The sequence below is a fragment of the Pseudomonas sp. TH41 genome (assembly GCF_016650695.1).
Taxonomy (GTDB): Bacteria; Pseudomonadota; Gammaproteobacteria; order Pseudomonadales; family Pseudomonadaceae; genus Aquipseudomonas.
The window spans coordinates 564,435-581,689 of the sequence record NZ_JAEKFH010000005.1; the positions used below are offsets into that span (position 1 = coordinate 564,435).

Annotated in this window: 14 protein-coding genes; 4 read left to right on the forward strand and 10 right to left on the reverse strand. The window is 58.7% G+C overall.

The window, feature by feature from the left end; translation table 11 throughout:
- Positions 1 to 45: 45 nt before the first annotated feature.
- The 6 genes from JFU37_RS21115 to fadB all read right to left on the reverse strand — a co-directional run bounded on the left by JFU37_RS21115 (position 46) and on the right by fadB (position 7,590).
- The gene (locus tag JFU37_RS21115; RefSeq protein ID WP_201118204.1) at positions 46 to 279 is read right to left on the reverse strand and encodes a hypothetical protein; all 234 of its coding nucleotides are present in this window, start codon (positions 277 to 279) and stop codon (positions 46 to 48) included.
- 106 nt (positions 280 to 385) lie between these two features.
- Positions 386 to 910, reverse strand: coding sequence for a DUF6586 family protein (locus JFU37_RS21120; protein ID WP_201118213.1), 525 nt, complete (start codon positions 908 to 910; stop codon positions 386 to 388).
- Between the two features lie 254 nt (positions 911 to 1,164).
- Complete coding sequence (gene topA / locus JFU37_RS21125; protein WP_201118218.1) at positions 1,165 to 3,798, reverse strand: type I DNA topoisomerase; 2,634 nt, start codon at positions 3,796 to 3,798, stop codon at positions 1,165 to 1,167.
- A 114-nt stretch (positions 3,799 to 3,912) separates the two neighbouring features.
- Positions 3,913 to 4,149 (reverse strand): DUF1653 domain-containing protein, encoded by a 237-nt coding sequence (locus JFU37_RS21130; protein ID WP_008028485.1) that lies wholly within the window; start codon positions 4,147 to 4,149, stop codon positions 3,913 to 3,915.
- 88 nt (positions 4,150 to 4,237) lie between these two features.
- Entirely contained in the window at positions 4,238 to 5,413 is a 1,176-nt protein-coding gene (fadA, locus tag JFU37_RS21135; protein WP_201118219.1) for an acetyl-CoA C-acyltransferase FadA, read from the reverse strand.
- Positions 5,414 to 5,442: 29 nt separating this feature from the next.
- A complete protein-coding gene (gene fadB / locus JFU37_RS21140; RefSeq protein WP_201118220.1) occupies positions 5,443 to 7,590 on the reverse strand; it encodes a fatty acid oxidation complex subunit alpha FadB in 2,148 nt (715 codons plus the stop codon).
- A gap of 400 nt (positions 7,591 to 7,990) precedes the next feature.
- On the opposite strand from fadB, the gene JFU37_RS21145 reads away from it, so the two are divergent.
- Positions 7,991 to 8,185 (forward strand): hypothetical protein, encoded by a 195-nt coding sequence (locus JFU37_RS21145; protein ID WP_201118221.1) that lies wholly within the window; start codon positions 7,991 to 7,993, stop codon positions 8,183 to 8,185.
- Between the two features lie 51 nt (positions 8,186 to 8,236).
- Here JFU37_RS21145 and JFU37_RS21150 read toward each other — a convergent pair whose 3' ends face one another.
- Positions 8,237 to 8,674, reverse strand: a complete 438-nt coding sequence (locus tag JFU37_RS21150) for a hypothetical protein (RefSeq protein WP_201118222.1) — start codon at positions 8,672 to 8,674, stop codon at positions 8,237 to 8,239.
- Between the two features lie 104 nt (positions 8,675 to 8,778).
- Between JFU37_RS21150 and JFU37_RS21155 the strand changes: the two genes are divergently transcribed.
- Positions 8,779 to 9,216 carry a universal stress protein gene (locus JFU37_RS21155; protein ID WP_201118223.1) on the forward strand — a complete coding sequence of 146 codons (438 nt, stop codon included), beginning with the start codon at positions 8,779 to 8,781 and terminating at the stop codon, positions 9,214 to 9,216.
- Between the two features lie 193 nt (positions 9,217 to 9,409).
- Here JFU37_RS21155 and JFU37_RS21160 read toward each other — a convergent pair whose 3' ends face one another.
- Positions 9,410 to 11,326, reverse strand: coding sequence for an ATP-binding cassette domain-containing protein (locus JFU37_RS21160; RefSeq protein ID WP_201118231.1), 1,917 nt, complete (start codon positions 11,324 to 11,326; stop codon positions 9,410 to 9,412).
- 213 nt (positions 11,327 to 11,539) lie between these two features.
- On the opposite strand from JFU37_RS21160, the gene JFU37_RS21165 reads away from it, so the two are divergent.
- On the forward strand, positions 11,540 to 13,468 hold the full coding sequence (locus JFU37_RS21165; RefSeq protein ID WP_201118240.1) for a transglycosylase SLT domain-containing protein: 1,929 nt from the start codon (positions 11,540 to 11,542) through the stop codon (positions 13,466 to 13,468).
- Positions 13,469 to 13,674: 206 nt separating this feature from the next.
- Here JFU37_RS21165 and JFU37_RS21170 read toward each other — a convergent pair whose 3' ends face one another.
- Positions 13,675 to 15,462, reverse strand: coding sequence for an ABC transporter transmembrane domain-containing protein (locus JFU37_RS21170; protein WP_201118251.1), 1,788 nt, complete (start codon positions 15,460 to 15,462; stop codon positions 13,675 to 13,677).
- 259 nt (positions 15,463 to 15,721) lie between these two features.
- Here JFU37_RS21170 and JFU37_RS21175 point away from each other — a divergent pair, with 259 nt between their 5' ends.
- Complete coding sequence (locus tag JFU37_RS21175; RefSeq protein ID WP_201118253.1) at positions 15,722 to 15,901, forward strand: PA1571 family protein; 180 nt, start codon at positions 15,722 to 15,724, stop codon at positions 15,899 to 15,901.
- Positions 15,902 to 16,007: 106 nt separating this feature from the next.
- Here JFU37_RS21175 and pdxB read toward each other — a convergent pair whose 3' ends face one another.
- On the reverse strand, positions 16,008 to 17,150 hold the full coding sequence (pdxB, locus tag JFU37_RS21180; RefSeq protein ID WP_201118255.1) for a 4-phosphoerythronate dehydrogenase PdxB: 1,143 nt from the start codon (positions 17,148 to 17,150) through the stop codon (positions 16,008 to 16,010).
- Positions 17,151 to 17,255: the final 105 nt, after the last annotated feature.

Genomic DNA, 17,255 nt, shown 5'->3' on the forward strand with positions numbered 1-17,255 from the left:
AGAAGCCGATCTGTAGCGGTGTCCGCAGAAACCGACGGACGGGGATCAATGAAGAACCCGCGCGCCCTCTTCCGTGTTGAAATCGCCTTCAACCAGACGTCCTGCCATCTGTACACCGACGCTCAACATCGCCTTGGCGACTTCCACGTGTTGGCCTTGCAGGAACGCTTTGGCATCCTTGGAGAAATCCAAAGTAACCAGAGAACCCTCGTCCTCAGCCCTGCGCAACTCGATACGACCGTCTGGTAACTCGACAATTTCTAGAAAGGACGTTGGCATAAAGGTCTGTTCTCCACGAAAGGCGGGGATTATATAGGCATCGCTCAGGCTTCGCTCGGGATCTTGACCAGCAGCGCTTTTAATCACACCACTGGATCACCGGCAATCAGCACTCGTTCAGACCTTCGCGAAACCGAATCGCCAACCCTTTCAGATTTTGACGCCAGCTCTCCAGCTCGTCCCGGCTCAACTCTTCAGTTGCCTCTTCCTCATCCAGGTTAACGGCCAGGATCAGCGGCTGTGTCACATCGCCCTTGGGTTTGTGCGGAGCGCGAGGCGGCTGAAACAGTGCGGCATGGGCCGCCAACAGTTTGGCCAGCCAGGTTTCCGAGTTGTTAGCCAACTCGACCATCTCGGCCATTTCGGGAATGGCGATGGCTTCCAGCACCTCGCGAGTCAGCAGCATCTCGGCCCGAGGCGCATTAGCCTGAGGCAAGCGATAGAAGCCGGCGATTTCATGGCACAGCCCCAGCAAAGCACCGTACAGGTGAAACAACGCTGATTCACGCCCAGCCTGAATCAGCGCCAGCGAGTTCATCGCCCGCCCCTCTTCGGCTTTGGCGAGTGCTTCCAGCGACAGGCCGGCGAAATAAATCTTCTGGTTGGTGCGGGTATAGAGTTCGTGGGCCATGACGGCAGCCTCCACAACGAAATAAGTGCTTCACGCAGGTCAGACAGTGTCGTGGATCACCTCCGTTTCCCGCAAGCCCAAAACAAAAAGGCCGCATGAAAACCCGAGGGTTGTCATGCGGCCTTTTGTAGCGAGGGCGCTTGCTGTAGGAGCGAGCTTGCTCGCAAAGGACGTTAACGATGACGCGTGTTATCTGGATGCAAACGCCGCCCTCAGGTTCTTCGCGAGCAAGCTCGCTCCTACAGTAAAGCTCTTTAAGCCTTGGCAGCCTTCGCCGGGCGCTTGTCTTCAACCGTCCACTTGCCGCCGTCGTAATACGCCTTCCAGCCAGTCGGTTTGCCGTCGACCTCTGTCTGCACGTATTGCTCTTTGGTCTTGCGGCTGTAACGGATCACTGCCGGCAGGCCGTCCGGATCTTTCTTCGGCGCTTCGCAGAGGAAGTGGTACTTCGGATCGATCTCGTCCTTGTGCGGCACAATTTCCATGACCAACGGGGCACGGGTCTCACGGTTTTTCGGGAATTGGCTGGCCGCCAGGAACAGGCCGGAAGCACCGTCGCGCAGGATGTAGGTGTCGTTGACCTTTTCGCATTTCAGCTCAGGCATCTTCACCGGGTCCATTTTCGGCGGCGCCGCGTCACCACTTTTCAGCAGTTTGCGGGTGTTCTTGCAGGTCGCGTTGGTGCAACCGAAGAACTTGCCGAAACGGCCGGTCTTGAGCTGCATCTCGCTGCCGCACTTGTCGCACTCCAGGCTCGGACCTTCATAGCCCTTGATACGATAGGTGCCCTCTTCGATCTCGTAACCCGAGCAATCCGGGTTGTTACCGCAGATGTGAAGCTTGCGCTTCTCGTCGAGCAGGTAAGCGTCCATCGCCGTGCTGCAAATTGGGCAACGGTGCTTGCCACGCAGTACCAGCGATTCAGACTCACCCTCGTCATCCGCAGCGATTTCATCGCCCGGCACCAGGTTAACGGTGGCCTTGCAGCGTTCTTTCGGCGGCAGGCTGTAGCCCGAGCAGCCGAGGAACACGCCGGTCGATGCGGTACGAATCTGCATCGGACGACCGCACACCACGCACGGAATGTCAGTCATCACCGGCTGGTTGGCGCGCATACCGCCTTCGGCGCTTTCGGCTACTTCCAGCTTCTTCTTGAAGTCGCCGTAGAACTCGTCCAGCACGTTTTTCCAGTCGCGTTCGCCCTGGGCCACGTCATCGAGATTCTCTTCCATGCCGGCAGTGAAGCCGTAGTCCATGAGGTTGGAGAAGCTCTCGGCCAGGCGCTCGGTGACGATGTCGCCCATCTTTTCCGAATAGAAACGACGGTTATGCAGCGCCACGTAGCCGCGATCCTGGATGGTCGAAATGATCGCAGCGTAGGTCGAAGGACGACCAATGCCGCGTTTTTCCATTTCCTTGACCAGGCTGGCTTCCGAGTAACGCGCCGGCGGCTTGGTGAAGTGCTGGGTCGGATCAAGCTTGATCAGCTTCATCGCGTCGCCCTGGGCCATGTCCGGCAGCACATCGTCGTCGCCTGGCTTGGTGATTTGCGGCATGACGCGGGTGTAACCGTCGAACTTCAGGATGCGGCCCTTGGCGCGCAACTCGAAGTCGCCGGCACCGACGGTGACCGTGGTCGACAGGTATTGGGCTGGCAGCATCTGACAAGCAAGGAACTGGCGCCAGATCAGCTCGTAGAGCCGCTCTGCATCGCGCTCCATGCCCGACAGCTTGCTTGGCTCGGTATTGGCGTCGGACGGACGAATCGCTTCGTGAGCCTCTTGTGCGCCTTCCTTGCTGCTGTAGACGTTCGGAGTTTCCGGCAGGTACTTCTTGCCGAACTCGTCTTCAATGTAAGTACGCGCCATCGTCACGGCATCAGCCGAGAGGTTGGTGGAGTCGGTACGCATATAGGTGATGTAGCCGGCTTCGTACAAACGCTGGGCCATCATCATGGTCTTCTTCACGCCGAAGCCCAGGCGGTTGCTCGCGGCCTGTTGCAACGTGGAAGTAATGAACGGTGCCGACGGCTTACTGCTGGTCGGTTTGTCTTCGCGCTTGACGATGCTGTAGCTGGAAGCCTTGAGCTTCTCCAGCGCGGCCATGGCCTGGGCTTCGTTGAGCGGCTTGAAGGCTTCGCCTTTCTCGCGGGCTACGTCGAAACGCACGGTGGCGCCCTTGGCGGTGCCGAGGTCGGCGTGGACTTCCCAGTATTCTTCCGGGTTGAACGCACGGATTTCGCGCTCACGCTCGACCACCAGCTTCACGGCAACCGATTGCACGCGACCGGCGGACAGGCCACGGGCAACCTTGGCCCACAGCAGCGGCGAAACCATGTAACCCACCACGCGGTCGAGGAAACGACGCGCCTGCTGGGCATTTACGCGGTCGATGTCCAGCTCGCCGGGTTTGGAGAAGGCTTCCTGAATCGCCTTCTTGGTGATTTCGTTGAACACCACGCGCTTGTAGCGGCTGTCGTCACCACCAATGGCTTCGCGCAGGTGCCAGGCAATGGCTTCCCCCTCGCGATCCAAGTCGGTTGCGAGATAGATGGTGTCAGCATCTTTGGCGAGCCGGCGCAGCTCTTCGATGACCTTTTCCTTGCCCGGGAGGATCTCGTACTTGGCTTTCCAGCCATGATCGGGATCGACGCCCATGCGCGAGACCAGCTGCTTGCGCGCTTTCTCTTTCGGCGTGAGCACCGGACCTTCACCTGCGGCAGCCTTGCCGCGCTTGGCGGCTGGCTCTTTGCTGGCGCTAGCCGAACCGCTGGTGGGCAGGTCTCGGATATGGCCGATACTCGACTTCACCACGTATTGGTTACCCAGATACTTGTTGATGGTCTTGGCCTTAGCCGGGGATTCCACAATGACCAGCGATTTGCCCATGGATCAGAAAATTCCTGAATTCTAGAAGTGAAAGGCGGTTGGCGCCTGACGCGGCACCGCTATATATAGTGGCTACAAGGTGAGGTCAAGCGCAGGGTCCTGCGCGCACTCAGCTTATGGCTTGGTAAAAAGGCTCGGTTCGGCTTGCACCAAAGCAAAGCGTGGCACCTGTTCGCCGTCAACCTCGACCGACTCCAGGAACATGCTCAAGGGACGCACCCAAAAGCCGTAATCGCCATACAGGGCTTGGTAGAAGACCACTTCTTCTTCGGTTTCCGAATGCCGCGCAATACTGAATACGCGGTACTGCGGACCTTTGTAATGTTGGTAGAGCCCAGGTTGTATCGGCATGGTTTGGCCCTCACACAAATAAAAAATAAAAAAAATTCAGAAAAACAAAAACCGGGGCACTTGGCCCCGGCTTCCATCAACGGAACGCTTAAACGCGTTCGAAGACGGTGGAGATGCCTTGGCCGAGACCAATGCACATGGTGGCTACCCCGAAGGTGCCGCCATTTTGCTTCATCACGTTCAGCAAAGTGCCGGAGATTCGCGCACCGGAGCAACCGAATGGGTGACCCAGGGCGATCGCGCCGCCGTGCAGGTTAACCTTCTCGTTCATCTTGTCGAGCACTTTCAGATCTTTCAGCACTGGCAGGGCCTGTGCGGCGAAAGCTTCGTTGAGCTCGAAGAAGTCGATATCGTTAATGCCAAGACCCGCGCGCTTCAGTGCTTTTTGTGTGGCCGGTACTGGACCATAGCCCATGATTGCCGGGTCCACACCTGCCACTGCCATCGAGCGAATCACCGCCATAGGCTGGATGCCCAGGTCCTGTGCACGCTGCGCCGACATCACGATCATGCACGAAGCACCGTCAGTGATCTGCGACGAAGTACCGGCTGTCACGGTGCCGCCCTTCGGGTTAAACGCTGGCTTCAATGCTGCCAGGCTTTCCAGGGTAGTTTCCGGACGAATGGTTTCGTCGTAGTCGAACAGTTTCAGGAAACCGTTCTCGTCGTAGCCCTGCATCGGGATGATTTCGTCTTTGAACTTGCCTTCCACAGTCGCCTTGTGAGCGAGCTGATGGGAGCGTACGCCGAAAGCGTCCTGCTGTTCGCGGGTGATGCCGTGCATTTTGCCGAGCATTTCAGCGGTCAGGCCCATCATGCCCGAGGCTTTCGCCGCGTACAGGGACATGTGCGGGTTCGGATCGACACCGTGCATCATGCTCACATGGCCCATATGCTCGACGCCGCCCACCACGAATACGTCACCGTTGCCGGTCATGATCGCTTGCGCGGCAGTGTGCAGGGCGCTCATCGACGAGCCACACAGACGGCTGACGGTCTGGCCGGCGGCAGTGTGCGGGATCTGAGTCATCAGGGACGCCATGCGAGCGATGTTCCAGCCCTGTTCCAGGGTCTGGTTTACACAGCCCCAGATCACGTCTTCGACTTCGCTCGGATCAACCTTGACATTGCGCTCCAGCAATTTGCTGATCAGGTGCGCCGACATGTCTTCAGCGCGGGTGTTGCGGTGCATGCCGCCCTTGGAGCGGCCCATCGGAGTACGACCGAAGTCGACAATCACGACGTCTCTAGGATTCAAGCTCATAAGTTCACTCTCACTCTAGTTGGGGGCGCTTAACCGAAGAAGCTCTGGCCGTTCTGGGCCATTTCACGCAGCTTCGCGGTCGGTTGGTACAGCGCGCCCAAATCAGCGTACTGGTCAGCCAGGGCAACGAACTCTGCAACACCGATCGAATCGATGTAACGCAGCGCACCGCCACGGAATGGAGGGAAACCAATGCCGTAGACCAGACCCATGTCGGCTTCGGCGGCGGTTTCGACAATGCCGTCTTCCAGGCAACGCACGGTTTCCAGGCACAGCGGGATCATCATCCAGTTGATGATGTCTTCGTCAGTGACTTCGCGCTGCTCGTAGACGATCGGCTTGAGCACTTCCAGCACCGACGGATCGGCAACTTTCTTCTGCTTGCCGCGCTTGTCGGTCTCGTAGGCATAGAAGCCTTTGCCGTTCTTCTGGCCCAGGCGCTTGGCTTCGTAAAGCACGTCGACTGCCGAACGACGGTCGTCTTTCATGCGGTCCGGGAAACCTTCAGCCATTACGTCACGACCGTGGTGACCGGTGTCGATGCCGACCACGTCCATCAGGTACGCCGGGCCCATTGGCCAGCCGAATTTTTCCATGACTTTGTCGATACGGACGAAGTCCACACCGGCGCTGACCAATTTGGCGAAACCGCCGAAGTACGGGAACAGCACGCGGTTGACCAGGAAGCCCGGGCAATCGTTGACGACAATCGGGTTCTTGCCCATTTTCTTGGCGTAGGCAACGGTGGTGGCAACGGCCAGCTCGCTGGACTTCTCGCCACGAATCACTTCAACCAGCGGCATCATGTGCACCGGGTTGAAGAAGTGCATGCCGACGAAGTTTTCCGGACGCTTGAGGGCTTTCGCCAGCAAGGTGATGGAAATGGTCGACGTGTTGGACGCGAGGATCGTGTCCTCTTTGACATTGTCTTCCACTTCGGCCAGAACGGCTTGCTTGACCTTCGGGTTCTCGACGACGGCTTCAACCACAAGATCCACGTGACCGAAATCACCGTAGGACAGGGTTGGACGAATGCCGTTAAGCACTTCAGCCATTTTTGCAGCCGTCATGCGACCTTTATCAACGCGGCTCACCAGCAGCTTGGCGGCTTCAGCCAGCCCCTGCTCGATTCCGTGCTCGTTGATGTCCTTCATCAGGATCGGCGTACCTTTGGAGGCCGACTGATAAGCGATACCGCCACCCATGATGCCGGCGCCCAATACGGCAGCCTGCTTCACGTCCTTGGCGATTTCGTCGTAGGCCTTGGCCTTTTTCTTCAGCTCCTGATCGTTCAGGAACAGACCGATCAAGCACTGCGCGGCAGAGGTCTTGGCCAGTTTGACGAAACCGGCAGCTTCGACTTCCAGCGCCTTGTCGCGGCCGAAGTTCGCAGCTTTCTGGATGGTCTTGATCGCTTCAACAGGCGCCGGGTAGTTCGGGCCAGCTTGACCGGCGACAAAACCTTTGGCGGTTTCGAAGGCCATCATTTGTTCGATCGCGTTCAACTTCAGCTTTTCCAGCTTCGGCTGACGCTTGGCCTTGTAGTCGAACTCGCCGGAGATGGCGCGCTTGATCAGCTCGAGGGCCGCTTCCTGCAGTTTCTCAGGCTCAACCACTGCGTCCACTGCGCCGACTTTCAGCGCGTCCTCAGGACGGTTTTCTTTACCGGCGGCAATCCATTCGATGGCATTGTCGGCACCGATCAGGCGCGGCAAACGCACAGTGCCGCCGAAGCCTGGGTAGATACCCAGCTTGACTTCCGGCAGACCGATCTTGGCCTTGGTGGACATGACGCGGTAGTCCGCCGCCAGGCACATTTCCAGACCGCCGCCCAGGGCGATGCCGTTGATTGCGGCGACAGTCGGGACGTTGAGGTCTTCGAAATCGCTGAAAATCTTGTTGGCTTCGAGGTTGCCTGCAACAAGCTCTGCATCAGGCAGCTTGAAGTTCTCGACAAATTCGGTGATGTCGGCGCCGACGATGAACACGTCCTTGCCACTGCTGACGATCACACCCTTGATCGAAGCATCTGCCTTGATGGTGTCTACGGCCTGACGCAGTTCGTTCAGGGTTAGACGGTTGAACTTGTTGACGGACTCACCCTTGAGATCGAACTTCAGTTCGACGATGCCACTTTCAAGAGCCTTAACCGTGATGGCTTTACCTTCGTAAATCATCAACTGATCTCCACGATATGGAAGCTGAACAGTACACGTCGGACGCAGGCGAATGGCTCGGCAGGGACGCTGTTCGTCGATGCTAACGCCAATCCACCCGGCACACCCGCCAACGCGATAGTCGGGATTCTGTAGGAGCGGTCTGAAATACAAACGCTCAATTCATACGCCCGTTTGATTTGGGTACGTCACCTTCACGGAATTTCCGACAATTGTCAATCGCCCAAAATACGGGTTGAAACGCGACTTTCCGGTCATTTCCGTACCGCGAAGCCCTGCAACACGCGGATGCATGTGAGGCCATTCATAGAATCAATAGTTAGAAAAGTCGCCCTAATTCGCGGCAGCCTGTGTTTAACGGGCTACGCTGGCGGGACACCGAGAAAAAACATGAGCACTTTTGGCGAATGCCCAGCGCAAGATCAGCCCCACACCGAATTACCGGCCTGCCTGGCCAACCCAGCCCGATGTTGATGTCGGGCTTTTTATTGCCTGCTTTCCGGACGAATACGACGCGGCTTTTATTGCCTGCCTTCCGGACATATGCGGTTTTGTAGGAGCTGCCGAAGGCTGCGATCTTTTGATTTTGCTTTAACGGCAAGATCAAAAGATCGCAGCCTTCGGCAGCTCCTACACGGGGCGGAGTTCAGGCAAGGGCTTTGAGGGTGGCATCAATCTGTTGCAAAACAGTCGCGTCACCCTTTTCGCCCCAATACAACGTGATCATTTGCTTGTCCGCTTCGATCTTGTAGACGTTGTCTGGCAACTTTTCGAAATGAATCAACAACGCCGGATCTTCGCAGACCTCTTGCCACTGATTCACCCACACACCCGGCGCTTTTTGCCAATAACTCCAGCAGGCCGGCTTATTCCCACGTCGTGGCCGGTGATACTGCGCACAGGGGCTCGGCGGCTCCTGACTCAGCCAGTGCGGCCATTCCTGAGGCGCCAGCTGCATCGCCAGCCCGAGGCGTCGCGCCTCCATGCGCAGGGCCATACGGCCGCTCTGGTGGCGGGACGGCCGCAACCATGCCAGCGGACTCAACACCACCAACAGGATTGACACCACTATCCAGACCGTCATATCTGTACTCCCGATTCTTGATGAGCGCATTCAGTCACTTTGGAAACAATGCGCTTGAAACCAGCCATACTTACCAATATTGCAATCCTCAGGAGGAGCACCTCATGCCCTACAACCACATTCTGGTCGCTGTAGATCTAACCGAAGAGTGCGATCCTGTAATCCACCGCGCTCGCGAACTGTCGGTGAGCAACGGTGCGAAGCTGTCCCTGGTGCACATTGTCGAACCGATGGCCATGGCCTTCGGTGGCGACGTGCCGATGGACCTGTCACAACTGCAACAACAGCAGTTCGATCAGGCCCGGGAACGCCTGGACCGGCTGATCCTGAAATATCCGGAGCTCACCAAGGAATACAGCCACCTGACCTACGGCCAGCCGCGCCAGGAGATTCACCACCTGGCCAAGGAGCAAGGATGCGACATGATCGTGGTGGGCAGTCACGGGCGGCATGGTCTGGCGCTTCTGCTGGGCTCCACCGCCAATGATGTCTTGCACGGTGCGCCTTGCGATGTGCTCGCGGTGCGCCTGATCAAAAGCTGACAACACGAAACCCCTGTAGGAGCGAGCTCGCTCGCGATAAACCTGAGAACGCACGGGGGTGTCAGACTGTCAGCGCTATCGTTGACGACCATCGCGAGCAAGCTCGCTCCTACAAAGATCGATTCGGCCTTGCGTCATACAAAAAGCCCGACACTCGAATTACCGAGGTCGGGCTTTTTTACAGCAGGATCAATCAGGCATCCAGCTCGGCCCAGCGCTCGACCATCACGTCGAGCTCAGCCTGCAACTGTTCCAGCTGAGCGATCACCGCCGCCGTCTCGGCAGCCGGACGCTGATAGAAGCCAGCATCGGCCATCTGAGCTTCAACCACGGCAATCTGCTGTTCCATGGCTTCGATCTGACCCGGCAACATTTCCAGCTCACGCTGCAACTTGTAACTGAGCTTCTTCTTCGCCACCGGCGCTTCGACGGCTGCAACCGGCGCAGCTTCTGCCGTCACGACAGCAGAAGTCAGGTCGGCTTTGCCGGATTTGCTCTCGGTCACGCCCAGCAGGCGCGGTGAACCGCCCTGACGCAGCCAGTCCTGATAACCACCGACGTACTCGCGAACCTTGCCCTCACCTTCGAAGACCAGGGTGCTGGTCACCACGTTGTCGAGGAATGCCCGGTCGTGGCTGACCATCAGTACGGTGCCGTTGAAGGTCAGCAAGACCTCTTCCAGCAGTTCGAGGGTTTCGACGTCGAGATCGTTGGTCGGTTCGTCGAGGACCAGCAGGTTCGCCGGCTTGCTGAACAGTTTGGCCAGCAACAGACGGGCACGCTCACCACCGGACAGCGCCTTCACCGGCGTGCGGGCACGCTGCGGGCTGAACAGGAAGTCGCCGAGATAGCTCAACACGTGACGGCTCTGACCATCGATATCGATGAAGTCGCGACCTTCCGCGACGTTGTCGATCACGGTCTTTTCCAGGTCCAGCTGATGGCGCAACTGGTCGAAGTAGGCCACGTCGATGCGCGTCCCTTCTTCCACTTTGCCGCTGGTTGGCTGCAGACCGTTGAGCATCAGTTTCAGCAGGGTGGTCTTGCCGGTGCCGTTGGCGCCAAGCAGACCGATACGGTCGCCGCGCGTCAGGACCATCGAGAAATCCTTGATCAGGAACGGGCCACCCGGGTGAGCGAAACTCACGTTCTCGAGGACCATCACCTGCTTGCCGGATTTGTCAGCGGTGTCCAGCTGAATGTTGGCCTTGCCGGTGCGCTCGCGACGTTCGCTGCGCTCGACGCGCAAGGCTTTCAATGCGCGGACGCGGCCTTCGTTACGGGTGCGACGGGCCTTGATGCCCTGGCGGATCCAGACTTCTTCCTGGGCCAGCTTCTTGTCAAACAGCGCGTTAGCGGTTTCTTCAGCCGCCAGCGTGGCTTCTTTGTGCACGAGGAAGCTGGCGTAGTCGCCGTTCCAGTCGATCAGACCGCCGCGATCCAGTTCGAGGATGCGGGTAGCGAGGTTCTGCAGGAATGAACGGTCGTGCGTGATGAACAGCACGGCGCCCTGGAAATCCTTCAGCGCTTCTTCAAGCCAGGCAATCGCACCGATATCCAGGTGGTTGGTTGGTTCGTCGAGCAGCAGCAGGTCCGGTTCGGAAACCAGGGCCTGAGCCAGCAGGACGCGGCGACGCCAGCCGCCGGACAACTCGGCGAGGGTCTTGTCGGCAGGCAACTGCAAACGGCTAAGCGTGCTGTCGACCAGTTGCTGCAAGCGCCAGCCATCGCGGGCCTCGAGGTCGTGCTGGACGTGCATCAGCTTGTCCAGATCGGCGTCGGTGACGATGTTCTGGCTCAGGTGATGATACTGCGCAAGCAGCTCGCCCACGCCGTCCAGGCCTTCGGCCACCACGTCGAACACCGTCCGCTCGTCGGCTACCGGCAATTCTTGCGGCAATTCGCCAATCTTGAGGCCTGGCGCACGCCAAACGGAGCCTTCGTCGGGCTTCTGGTCGCCCTTGACGAGCTTCATCATGCTGGACTTGCCAGTGCCGTTGCGGCCGATGATGCACACCCGCTCACCACGGGCGATCTGCCAGGACACCTTGTCCAACAACGGCATAGCGCCGAAAGCAAGGGACACATCGCTGAATTTGAGCAGGGTCATGAGCTTCTCCAAAAACCGGGCGCGCATTCTACCTGACTTGAGGCTTCAGAAGGCCGGCAATTTCAATGTGGAAGCACTCTGCATGACAAATGTTGCGAACTTAGGCTGACGGGCCAGCAAAGCTTTCGCCCGCTGCTGGCAAAAGGCTAAGCTACAGATTATTCAGTACGGGTATTGCCCGAACTTGTCATGATTTCTCTGCCCGGATGTCTCATGCGCAGTCGCCTTTTCAGTCTTTTATCGTGCTTGCTTCTCTCTGCCACTGCCGCTCAATCTGCCCAGGCGGTGGACCTGTCCACCCAACGCCAATATTACGATGAGGCCAAACGCGCCTTGGCCAAGGGTGATACCGGTCCTTATTTCCGTTACAGCCAGGCCCTCAGCGATTACCCGCTGGAGCCCTACCTGGCGTATGACGAACTGACCGCACGCCTTAAAACCGCTAGCAATGAAGAAATCGAGAAATTCCTCGCCGAACACGGTGACCTGCCGCAAGCCAACTGGATGAAGTTGCGCTGGTTGCGCTGGCTGGCCGATCGCGGCGACTGGGCGACCTTCGTCAAGTACTACGACCCCAAGATGAACTTCACCGAGCTGGACTGCCTGAACGCGCAGTATCAGATCGGTCATAACCAGAAATCTGAAGGTTACGCCAACGCCAACAAACTCTGGCTGACCGGCAAATCTCAACCTGCTGCTTGCGATGCACTTTTCGGACAATGGGCCGCCGAAGGCCAGCTGACCGAGCAGAAACGCTGGGAACGCGCCAAGCTGGCCGCCCAGGCTCGCAACTATCCGCTGGCCAATAGCCTGGTCAACGGCCTGACCACCCTCGCCCCTCGCGGTCGGTTGTTGGTGGATGTAGCGCAGAAACCCGAGCTGCTTAACCAGCCATCGCGCTTCACCCCGGCCGACGAGCCGATGTCTGACGTGGTCAGCCTTGGCCTGCGCCGCCTGGCACGCCAGGATCCGGACAAGGCCATGGACCTGCTCGACGGCTATGCCAGCAGCATGCACTTCTCCCGTGATGAAAAAGTGGCGATCGCCCGGGAAATCGGCCTGACCCTCGCACGACGTTTTGACAGCCGTGCGCTGGATGTGATGACCAAGTACGACCCGGAACTGCGGGACAACACGGTGTCCGAATGGCGCCTGCGCTTGTTGCTGCGCCTGGCCCGCTGGGACGATGCCTATCAGCTGACCCGCCGCTTGCCTCAGGATCTGGCGACGACCAACCGCTGGCGCTACTGGCAGGCCCGTAGCCTGGAACTGGCGCAGCCGCAAAACCCGGAAGCACAGACGCTCTATAAAAGCCTTGCTCGCGAGCGGGATTTTTACGGCTTCCTCGCGGCCGATCGTTCGCAGTCACCTTATTCGCTGGTCAATAAACCGCTGGTGCTTAGCCAGGCACTGATCAACAAGGTGCGCAACACCCCCGGCGTACGGCGCGCCCTGGAACTCCACGCTCGCGGGCAGATCGTCGACGGTCGCCGCGAGTGGTATTACGTCAGCCGCCACTTCAGCCGTGACGAAATGGTCGCCCAGGCGAAACTGGCCTACGACTTGAAATGGTATTTCCCGGCGATCCGCACTATCAGTCAGGCGCAGTACTGGGACGATCTGGACATCCGTTTCCCGATGGCCCACCGCGAAACCCTGGTGCGTGAAGCCAAGATACGTGGCCTGCATTCGAGCTGGGTGTTCGCCATCACCCGACAGGAAAGCGCCTTCATGGACGACGCTCGTTCCGGCGTCGGCGCCAGCGGCCTGATGCAGTTGATGCCCGGTACCGCCAAGGAAACCGCGCGCAAGTTCAGCATTCCGCTGGCTTCACCGCAGCAAGTGCTCGACCCGGACAAGAACATCGAGCTCGGCGCCGCGTACCTGAGCCAGGTTCACAGTCAATTCAATGGCAACCGCGTACTCGCCTCCGCCGCCTACAACGCCGGCCCCGCCCGCGTGCGCCAGTGGCTGCGCGGCGCGGACCACCTGAGCTTCGACGTTTGGGTAGAAAGCATCCCGTTCGACGAAACCCGTCAGTACGTGCAGAACGTGCTGTCGTACTCGGTGATCTATGGTCAGAAGTTGAACTCGCCGCAGCCGCTGGTGGATTGGCATGAGCGGTACTTCGACGATCAATGACCGGCAGGAGCTATGTAGGAGCTATGTAGGAGCTGTCGAGTGAAACGAGGCTGCGATCTTTTGACCTTATCGGTACCGCTGAAGATCAAGATCAAAAGATCGCAGCCTCGTTTCACTCGACAGCTCCTACAGTCGTTCAGTCGTTCAGTCGTTCAGTCGTTCAGTCGTTCAGTCGTTCAACCCTACAGCCGTTCAGCCGCTCAGTCCTACAAGTGAAGACCGAATTCAGGCTTGCCATCACTAAACTGCAACGCCGCCAACCGCGCATACAACGCATTGCTCGCAATCAATTCCTGATGCGTTCCCACCGCCACCAGTTTCCCCTGGTCCATTACCGCGATCCGGTCGGCGTTTTTCACTGTGGCCAAGCGGTGGGCGATGACCAGTGTGGTGCGGTTTTTCATCAGGCTCGGCAGGGCTTGCTGGATCAGGTGTTCGCTTTGGGCGTCGAGGGCGCTGGTCGCTTCGTCGAGCAGCAGAATGGGCGCGTCCACCAGCAGCGCCCGGGCGATGGCCAGGCGTTGGCGCTGACCGCCGGACAAACCGAGGCCGCCGTCACCGAGGTGGGTCTGGTAGCCGTTGGGCATGGCCTCGATGAAGTCATGGGCGTAGGCGATTTTCGCCGCTTCCTGAACCTGCGCCAGGGTTGCCGTCGGATTGCCGTAACGGATGTTCTCTTCGATGCTGCCAAAGAACAGCGCCGGGTTTTGCGATACCAGCGCGAAACAACGTCGCAGGTCCAATGGATCAAGCTGAGTCAGCGGCACGCCATCCAGCAAGATGCGTCCTTCGGCCGGGTCGTAAAAGCGCAACAGCAAGTCATACACCGTCGACTTGCCCGCACCGGAAGGCCCTACCAGCGCGAGGGTTTCGCCGGCATTGATAGTCAGATTCAAGCCATCGACGGCGTAGCTTTCAGGACGCGACGGGTAGGAAAAGCGCACGTCTTGCAGTACCAGATCGCCCTTCACTCGCTCAGGCAACGTCACCAGGCCTGTGGTCGGTGGCTGGATGATGTTTTCCGAGCGCAGCAATTCGGCAATCCGCTCAGCCGCCCCTGCCGCCCGCTGTAACTCGCCAATCACTTCGCTCAACGTACCGAAGGCGCTTCCGACGATAAGGCTATAGAAGACAAACGCCGCCAACTCACCCGCGGAAATCCGTCCGGCGATCACGTCCATGCCGCCGACCCAGAGCATCACGCCCACCGCGCCCAGCACCAGCACGATCACCAGGGTGATCAGCCAAGCCCGCTGGAAAATGCGTTTACGGGCGGTGTTGAAAGCCTCCTCTACTGTGACGGCAAAACGCTGCTCGTCCTGAACCTGATGGTTGTAGGCCTGCACGGTCTTGATTTGGCCCAGGGTTTCGGAAACGTAACTGCCGATATCGGCGATCCGGTCCTGACTCAGCCGCGACAGGGTGCGAACCCTGCGACCGAAAATCAGGATCGGCGCAATCACCAGTGGCAACGCAATGACCACGATGCTGGTGAGCTTGGGGTTGGTGATAAACAGCAGCACGATCCCGCCGATGACCATCAGCAGATTGCGCAAAAACAGTGACAGTGAAGAGCCGATCACCGATTGCAGCAACGTCGTATCGGCGGTTAGCCGCGACTGAATCTCGGAGCTGCGATTGTCTTCGTAGAAACCCGGATGCAGGTAAATCAGGTGGTTAAACACCTGCTGGCGGATGTCGGCGACGACACGCTCACCGATCCACGACACCAGGTAAAAACGCGCGAAGGTACCGACTGCCAGACCGACCACCAGCAGCATGAACAGGCCAATGGACTGGTTGAGTAAATGGGGCGACTGGGTCATGAACCCCTGATCGACCAGCAATCGAATCCCCTGCCCCATCGACAACGTGATGCCCGCCGTGACGATCAATGCCAGCAAGGCACCGAAAGCCGGCCAGCGATAGGGCGCAAGAAACTGACTGGCCAATCGAATGGCGCGGCGCTGACGGGAAGAAAGCATTGAAATCATTCGATAGCCTGATCACAGAAAATTGACAGGGCCCAGCCTACACTCGTCCCAACCTGGAACTCTATAAATCACAATGAGTCCGGTTAATTATGACCGCCAAGACTAGCGCCTAGACGCTATTGGTCTAAAGTTCGGGTGGCAGCACTGCGGTATTTCTGGTGGACTGGAGTTACCGTCCTGGAAAGATCGCAGGGAGTTGTCACAGCCCGGTCACCTGACGGCTTTAGAGTAGGCACACAACCTGAAGAGGAGACAGGCCATGTCCTTGCAAAACAGCAGCGATGACAAGATTGAAGTGATCCGCACGAAGCCGCACCAGTCTCTGGGTTGCTCGATTATTGATGCAGATGGGCGCGAAGTACCGATCACTGAAGACATGATCCAGGACGCTTGCCGCGAACTGGAACAGCGATTGGTCAAGCCTGCCGAACAAAAGTGATGTAGCCACCGTCTTCTTGACCCGGCCCTGATGGCCGGGTTTTTTATGGGGGCAAGATCAAAAGATCGCAGCCTGCGGCAGCTCCTACAGGGATTCGGTCAGGCTCTTAGGCCGAGGTTGCGCCAAGAGCAGCGACAATCTGTCGCAACGCGGGTGACTCCCCGTCAATCCGCACCTGCAACCCATCAATCTCTCGTCGCTGCGGGTAATGCTTGCGCAGTGCATCAAATGCCGCACGTTGCTCGTTCACGTTGCCGACAAGACTGCGGCGGAAATCCGCATCATCCCGGCGCGGGTCGTACACGCCACGGCACAACATCGCCAGCGCCCAGGCCGGATCGCTGTCCGCGTTCAACGACACGTGCGACAACCACGGCGCCGGCAGTAAATCGCTCAAGCTGACCTGAGCCGATTGCCCAAGGAATTCGCAATACGCCTGGTAGATCTGCGCCGTCCCGCGCTGTTTGCCATCAAGGCTGTAACCGGCGATGTGCGGCGTCGCCAGCACGCAGAGTTCGGCCAGCGCCACATCGACCTCAGGCTCCCCTTCCCAGACATCCAGCACCGCTTGCAGGTCTTCGCGCTGCAGCAGCACCTGGCGCAGGGCGGCATTGTCCACCACCGGGCCACGACTGGCGTTAATCAGCCAGGTGCCGGGTTTGAGTTGGTTCAAACGGTTTTTATCGAACAGGTGCCAGGTTGTCTGGGCGCCGTGTTTCTTCAACGGCGTGTGCAGACTGATGACGTCGCACTGCTCGATGATGTGCTCAAGGCTGACGAAATCGCCACCTTCCGCGGCTTGCCGTGGTGGATCGCAGACCAGTACGTTCCAGCCCAAACCTCGCAGCACCTTGACCAGTCGGCCGCCGACTTCACCGGCACCCACCACCCCATAGGTGCGCTGAGTCAGGTCGGCGCCTTCGATTTCAGCCAGGGTCAGCAGGCTGCCCAGTACGTAGTCAACCACGCCCCGGGCGTTGCAGCCGGGAGCGCTGGACCAGGTGATGCCGGCCTGTTTGAAGTAATCCAGATCCAGGTGATCAGTGCCGATGGTGCAGGTGCCGACAAAGCGTACTTTGCTGCCGTCGAGCAATGCGCGGTTGACGTTGGTGACCGAGCGCACCAGCAGGACATCGGCCTCTTCGATGGTGGCGCGGTCGATGGAACGCCCCGGCACGCGGCGGATTTCACCGAAACCTCCGAAGAAGGCATCGAGCAGCGGGATATTTTCGTCGGCAACAATCAGCATGGGCAGGCTCCTTTGGCGGATCGGCAGTGTAGGCGGAGATGACATCCCACGCCTAGCACGCATCCCCTGTAGGAGCTGCCGAAGGCTGCGATCTTTTGATCTTGT

What these genes read in the sequence shown, in the direction of transcription:
- JFU37_RS21130 (WP_008028485.1), bottom strand. Translation starts at nt 4,149, where the DNA reads ATGCCGATACAACCTGGGCTCTACCAACATTACAAAGGTCCGCAGTAC.
- JFU37_RS21115 (WP_201118204.1), bottom strand. Translation starts at nt 279, where the DNA reads ATGCCAACGTCCTTTCTAGAAATTGTCGAGTTACCAGACGGTCGTATC.
- pdxB (WP_201118255.1), bottom strand. Translation starts at nt 17,150, where the DNA reads ATGCTGATTGTTGCCGACGAAAATATCCCGCTGCTCGATGCCTTCTTC.
- JFU37_RS21120 (WP_201118213.1), bottom strand. Translation starts at nt 910, where the DNA reads ATGGCCCACGAACTCTATACCCGCACCAACCAGAAGATTTATTTCGCC.
- JFU37_RS21150 (WP_201118222.1), bottom strand. Translation starts at nt 8,674, where the DNA reads ATGACGGTCTGGATAGTGGTGTCAATCCTGTTGGTGGTGTTGAGTCCG.
- JFU37_RS21165 (WP_201118240.1), top strand. Translation starts at nt 11,540, where the DNA reads ATGCGCAGTCGCCTTTTCAGTCTTTTATCGTGCTTGCTTCTCTCTGCC.
- JFU37_RS21175 (WP_201118253.1), top strand. Translation starts at nt 15,722, where the DNA reads ATGTCCTTGCAAAACAGCAGCGATGACAAGATTGAAGTGATCCGCACG.
- JFU37_RS21160 (WP_201118231.1), bottom strand. Translation starts at nt 11,326, where the DNA reads ATGACCCTGCTCAAATTCAGCGATGTGTCCCTTGCTTTCGGCGCTATG.
- fadA (WP_201118219.1), bottom strand. Translation starts at nt 5,413, where the DNA reads ATGAGCTTGAATCCTAGAGACGTCGTGATTGTCGACTTCGGTCGTACT.
- JFU37_RS21155 (WP_201118223.1), top strand. Translation starts at nt 8,779, where the DNA reads ATGCCCTACAACCACATTCTGGTCGCTGTAGATCTAACCGAAGAGTGC.
- fadB (WP_201118220.1), bottom strand. Translation starts at nt 7,590, where the DNA reads ATGATTTACGAAGGTAAAGCCATCACGGTTAAGGCTCTTGAAAGTGGC.
- JFU37_RS21170 (WP_201118251.1), bottom strand. Translation starts at nt 15,462, where the DNA reads ATGATTTCAATGCTTTCTTCCCGTCAGCGCCGCGCCATTCGATTGGCC.
- topA (WP_201118218.1), bottom strand. Translation starts at nt 3,798, where the DNA reads ATGGGCAAATCGCTGGTCATTGTGGAATCCCCGGCTAAGGCCAAGACC.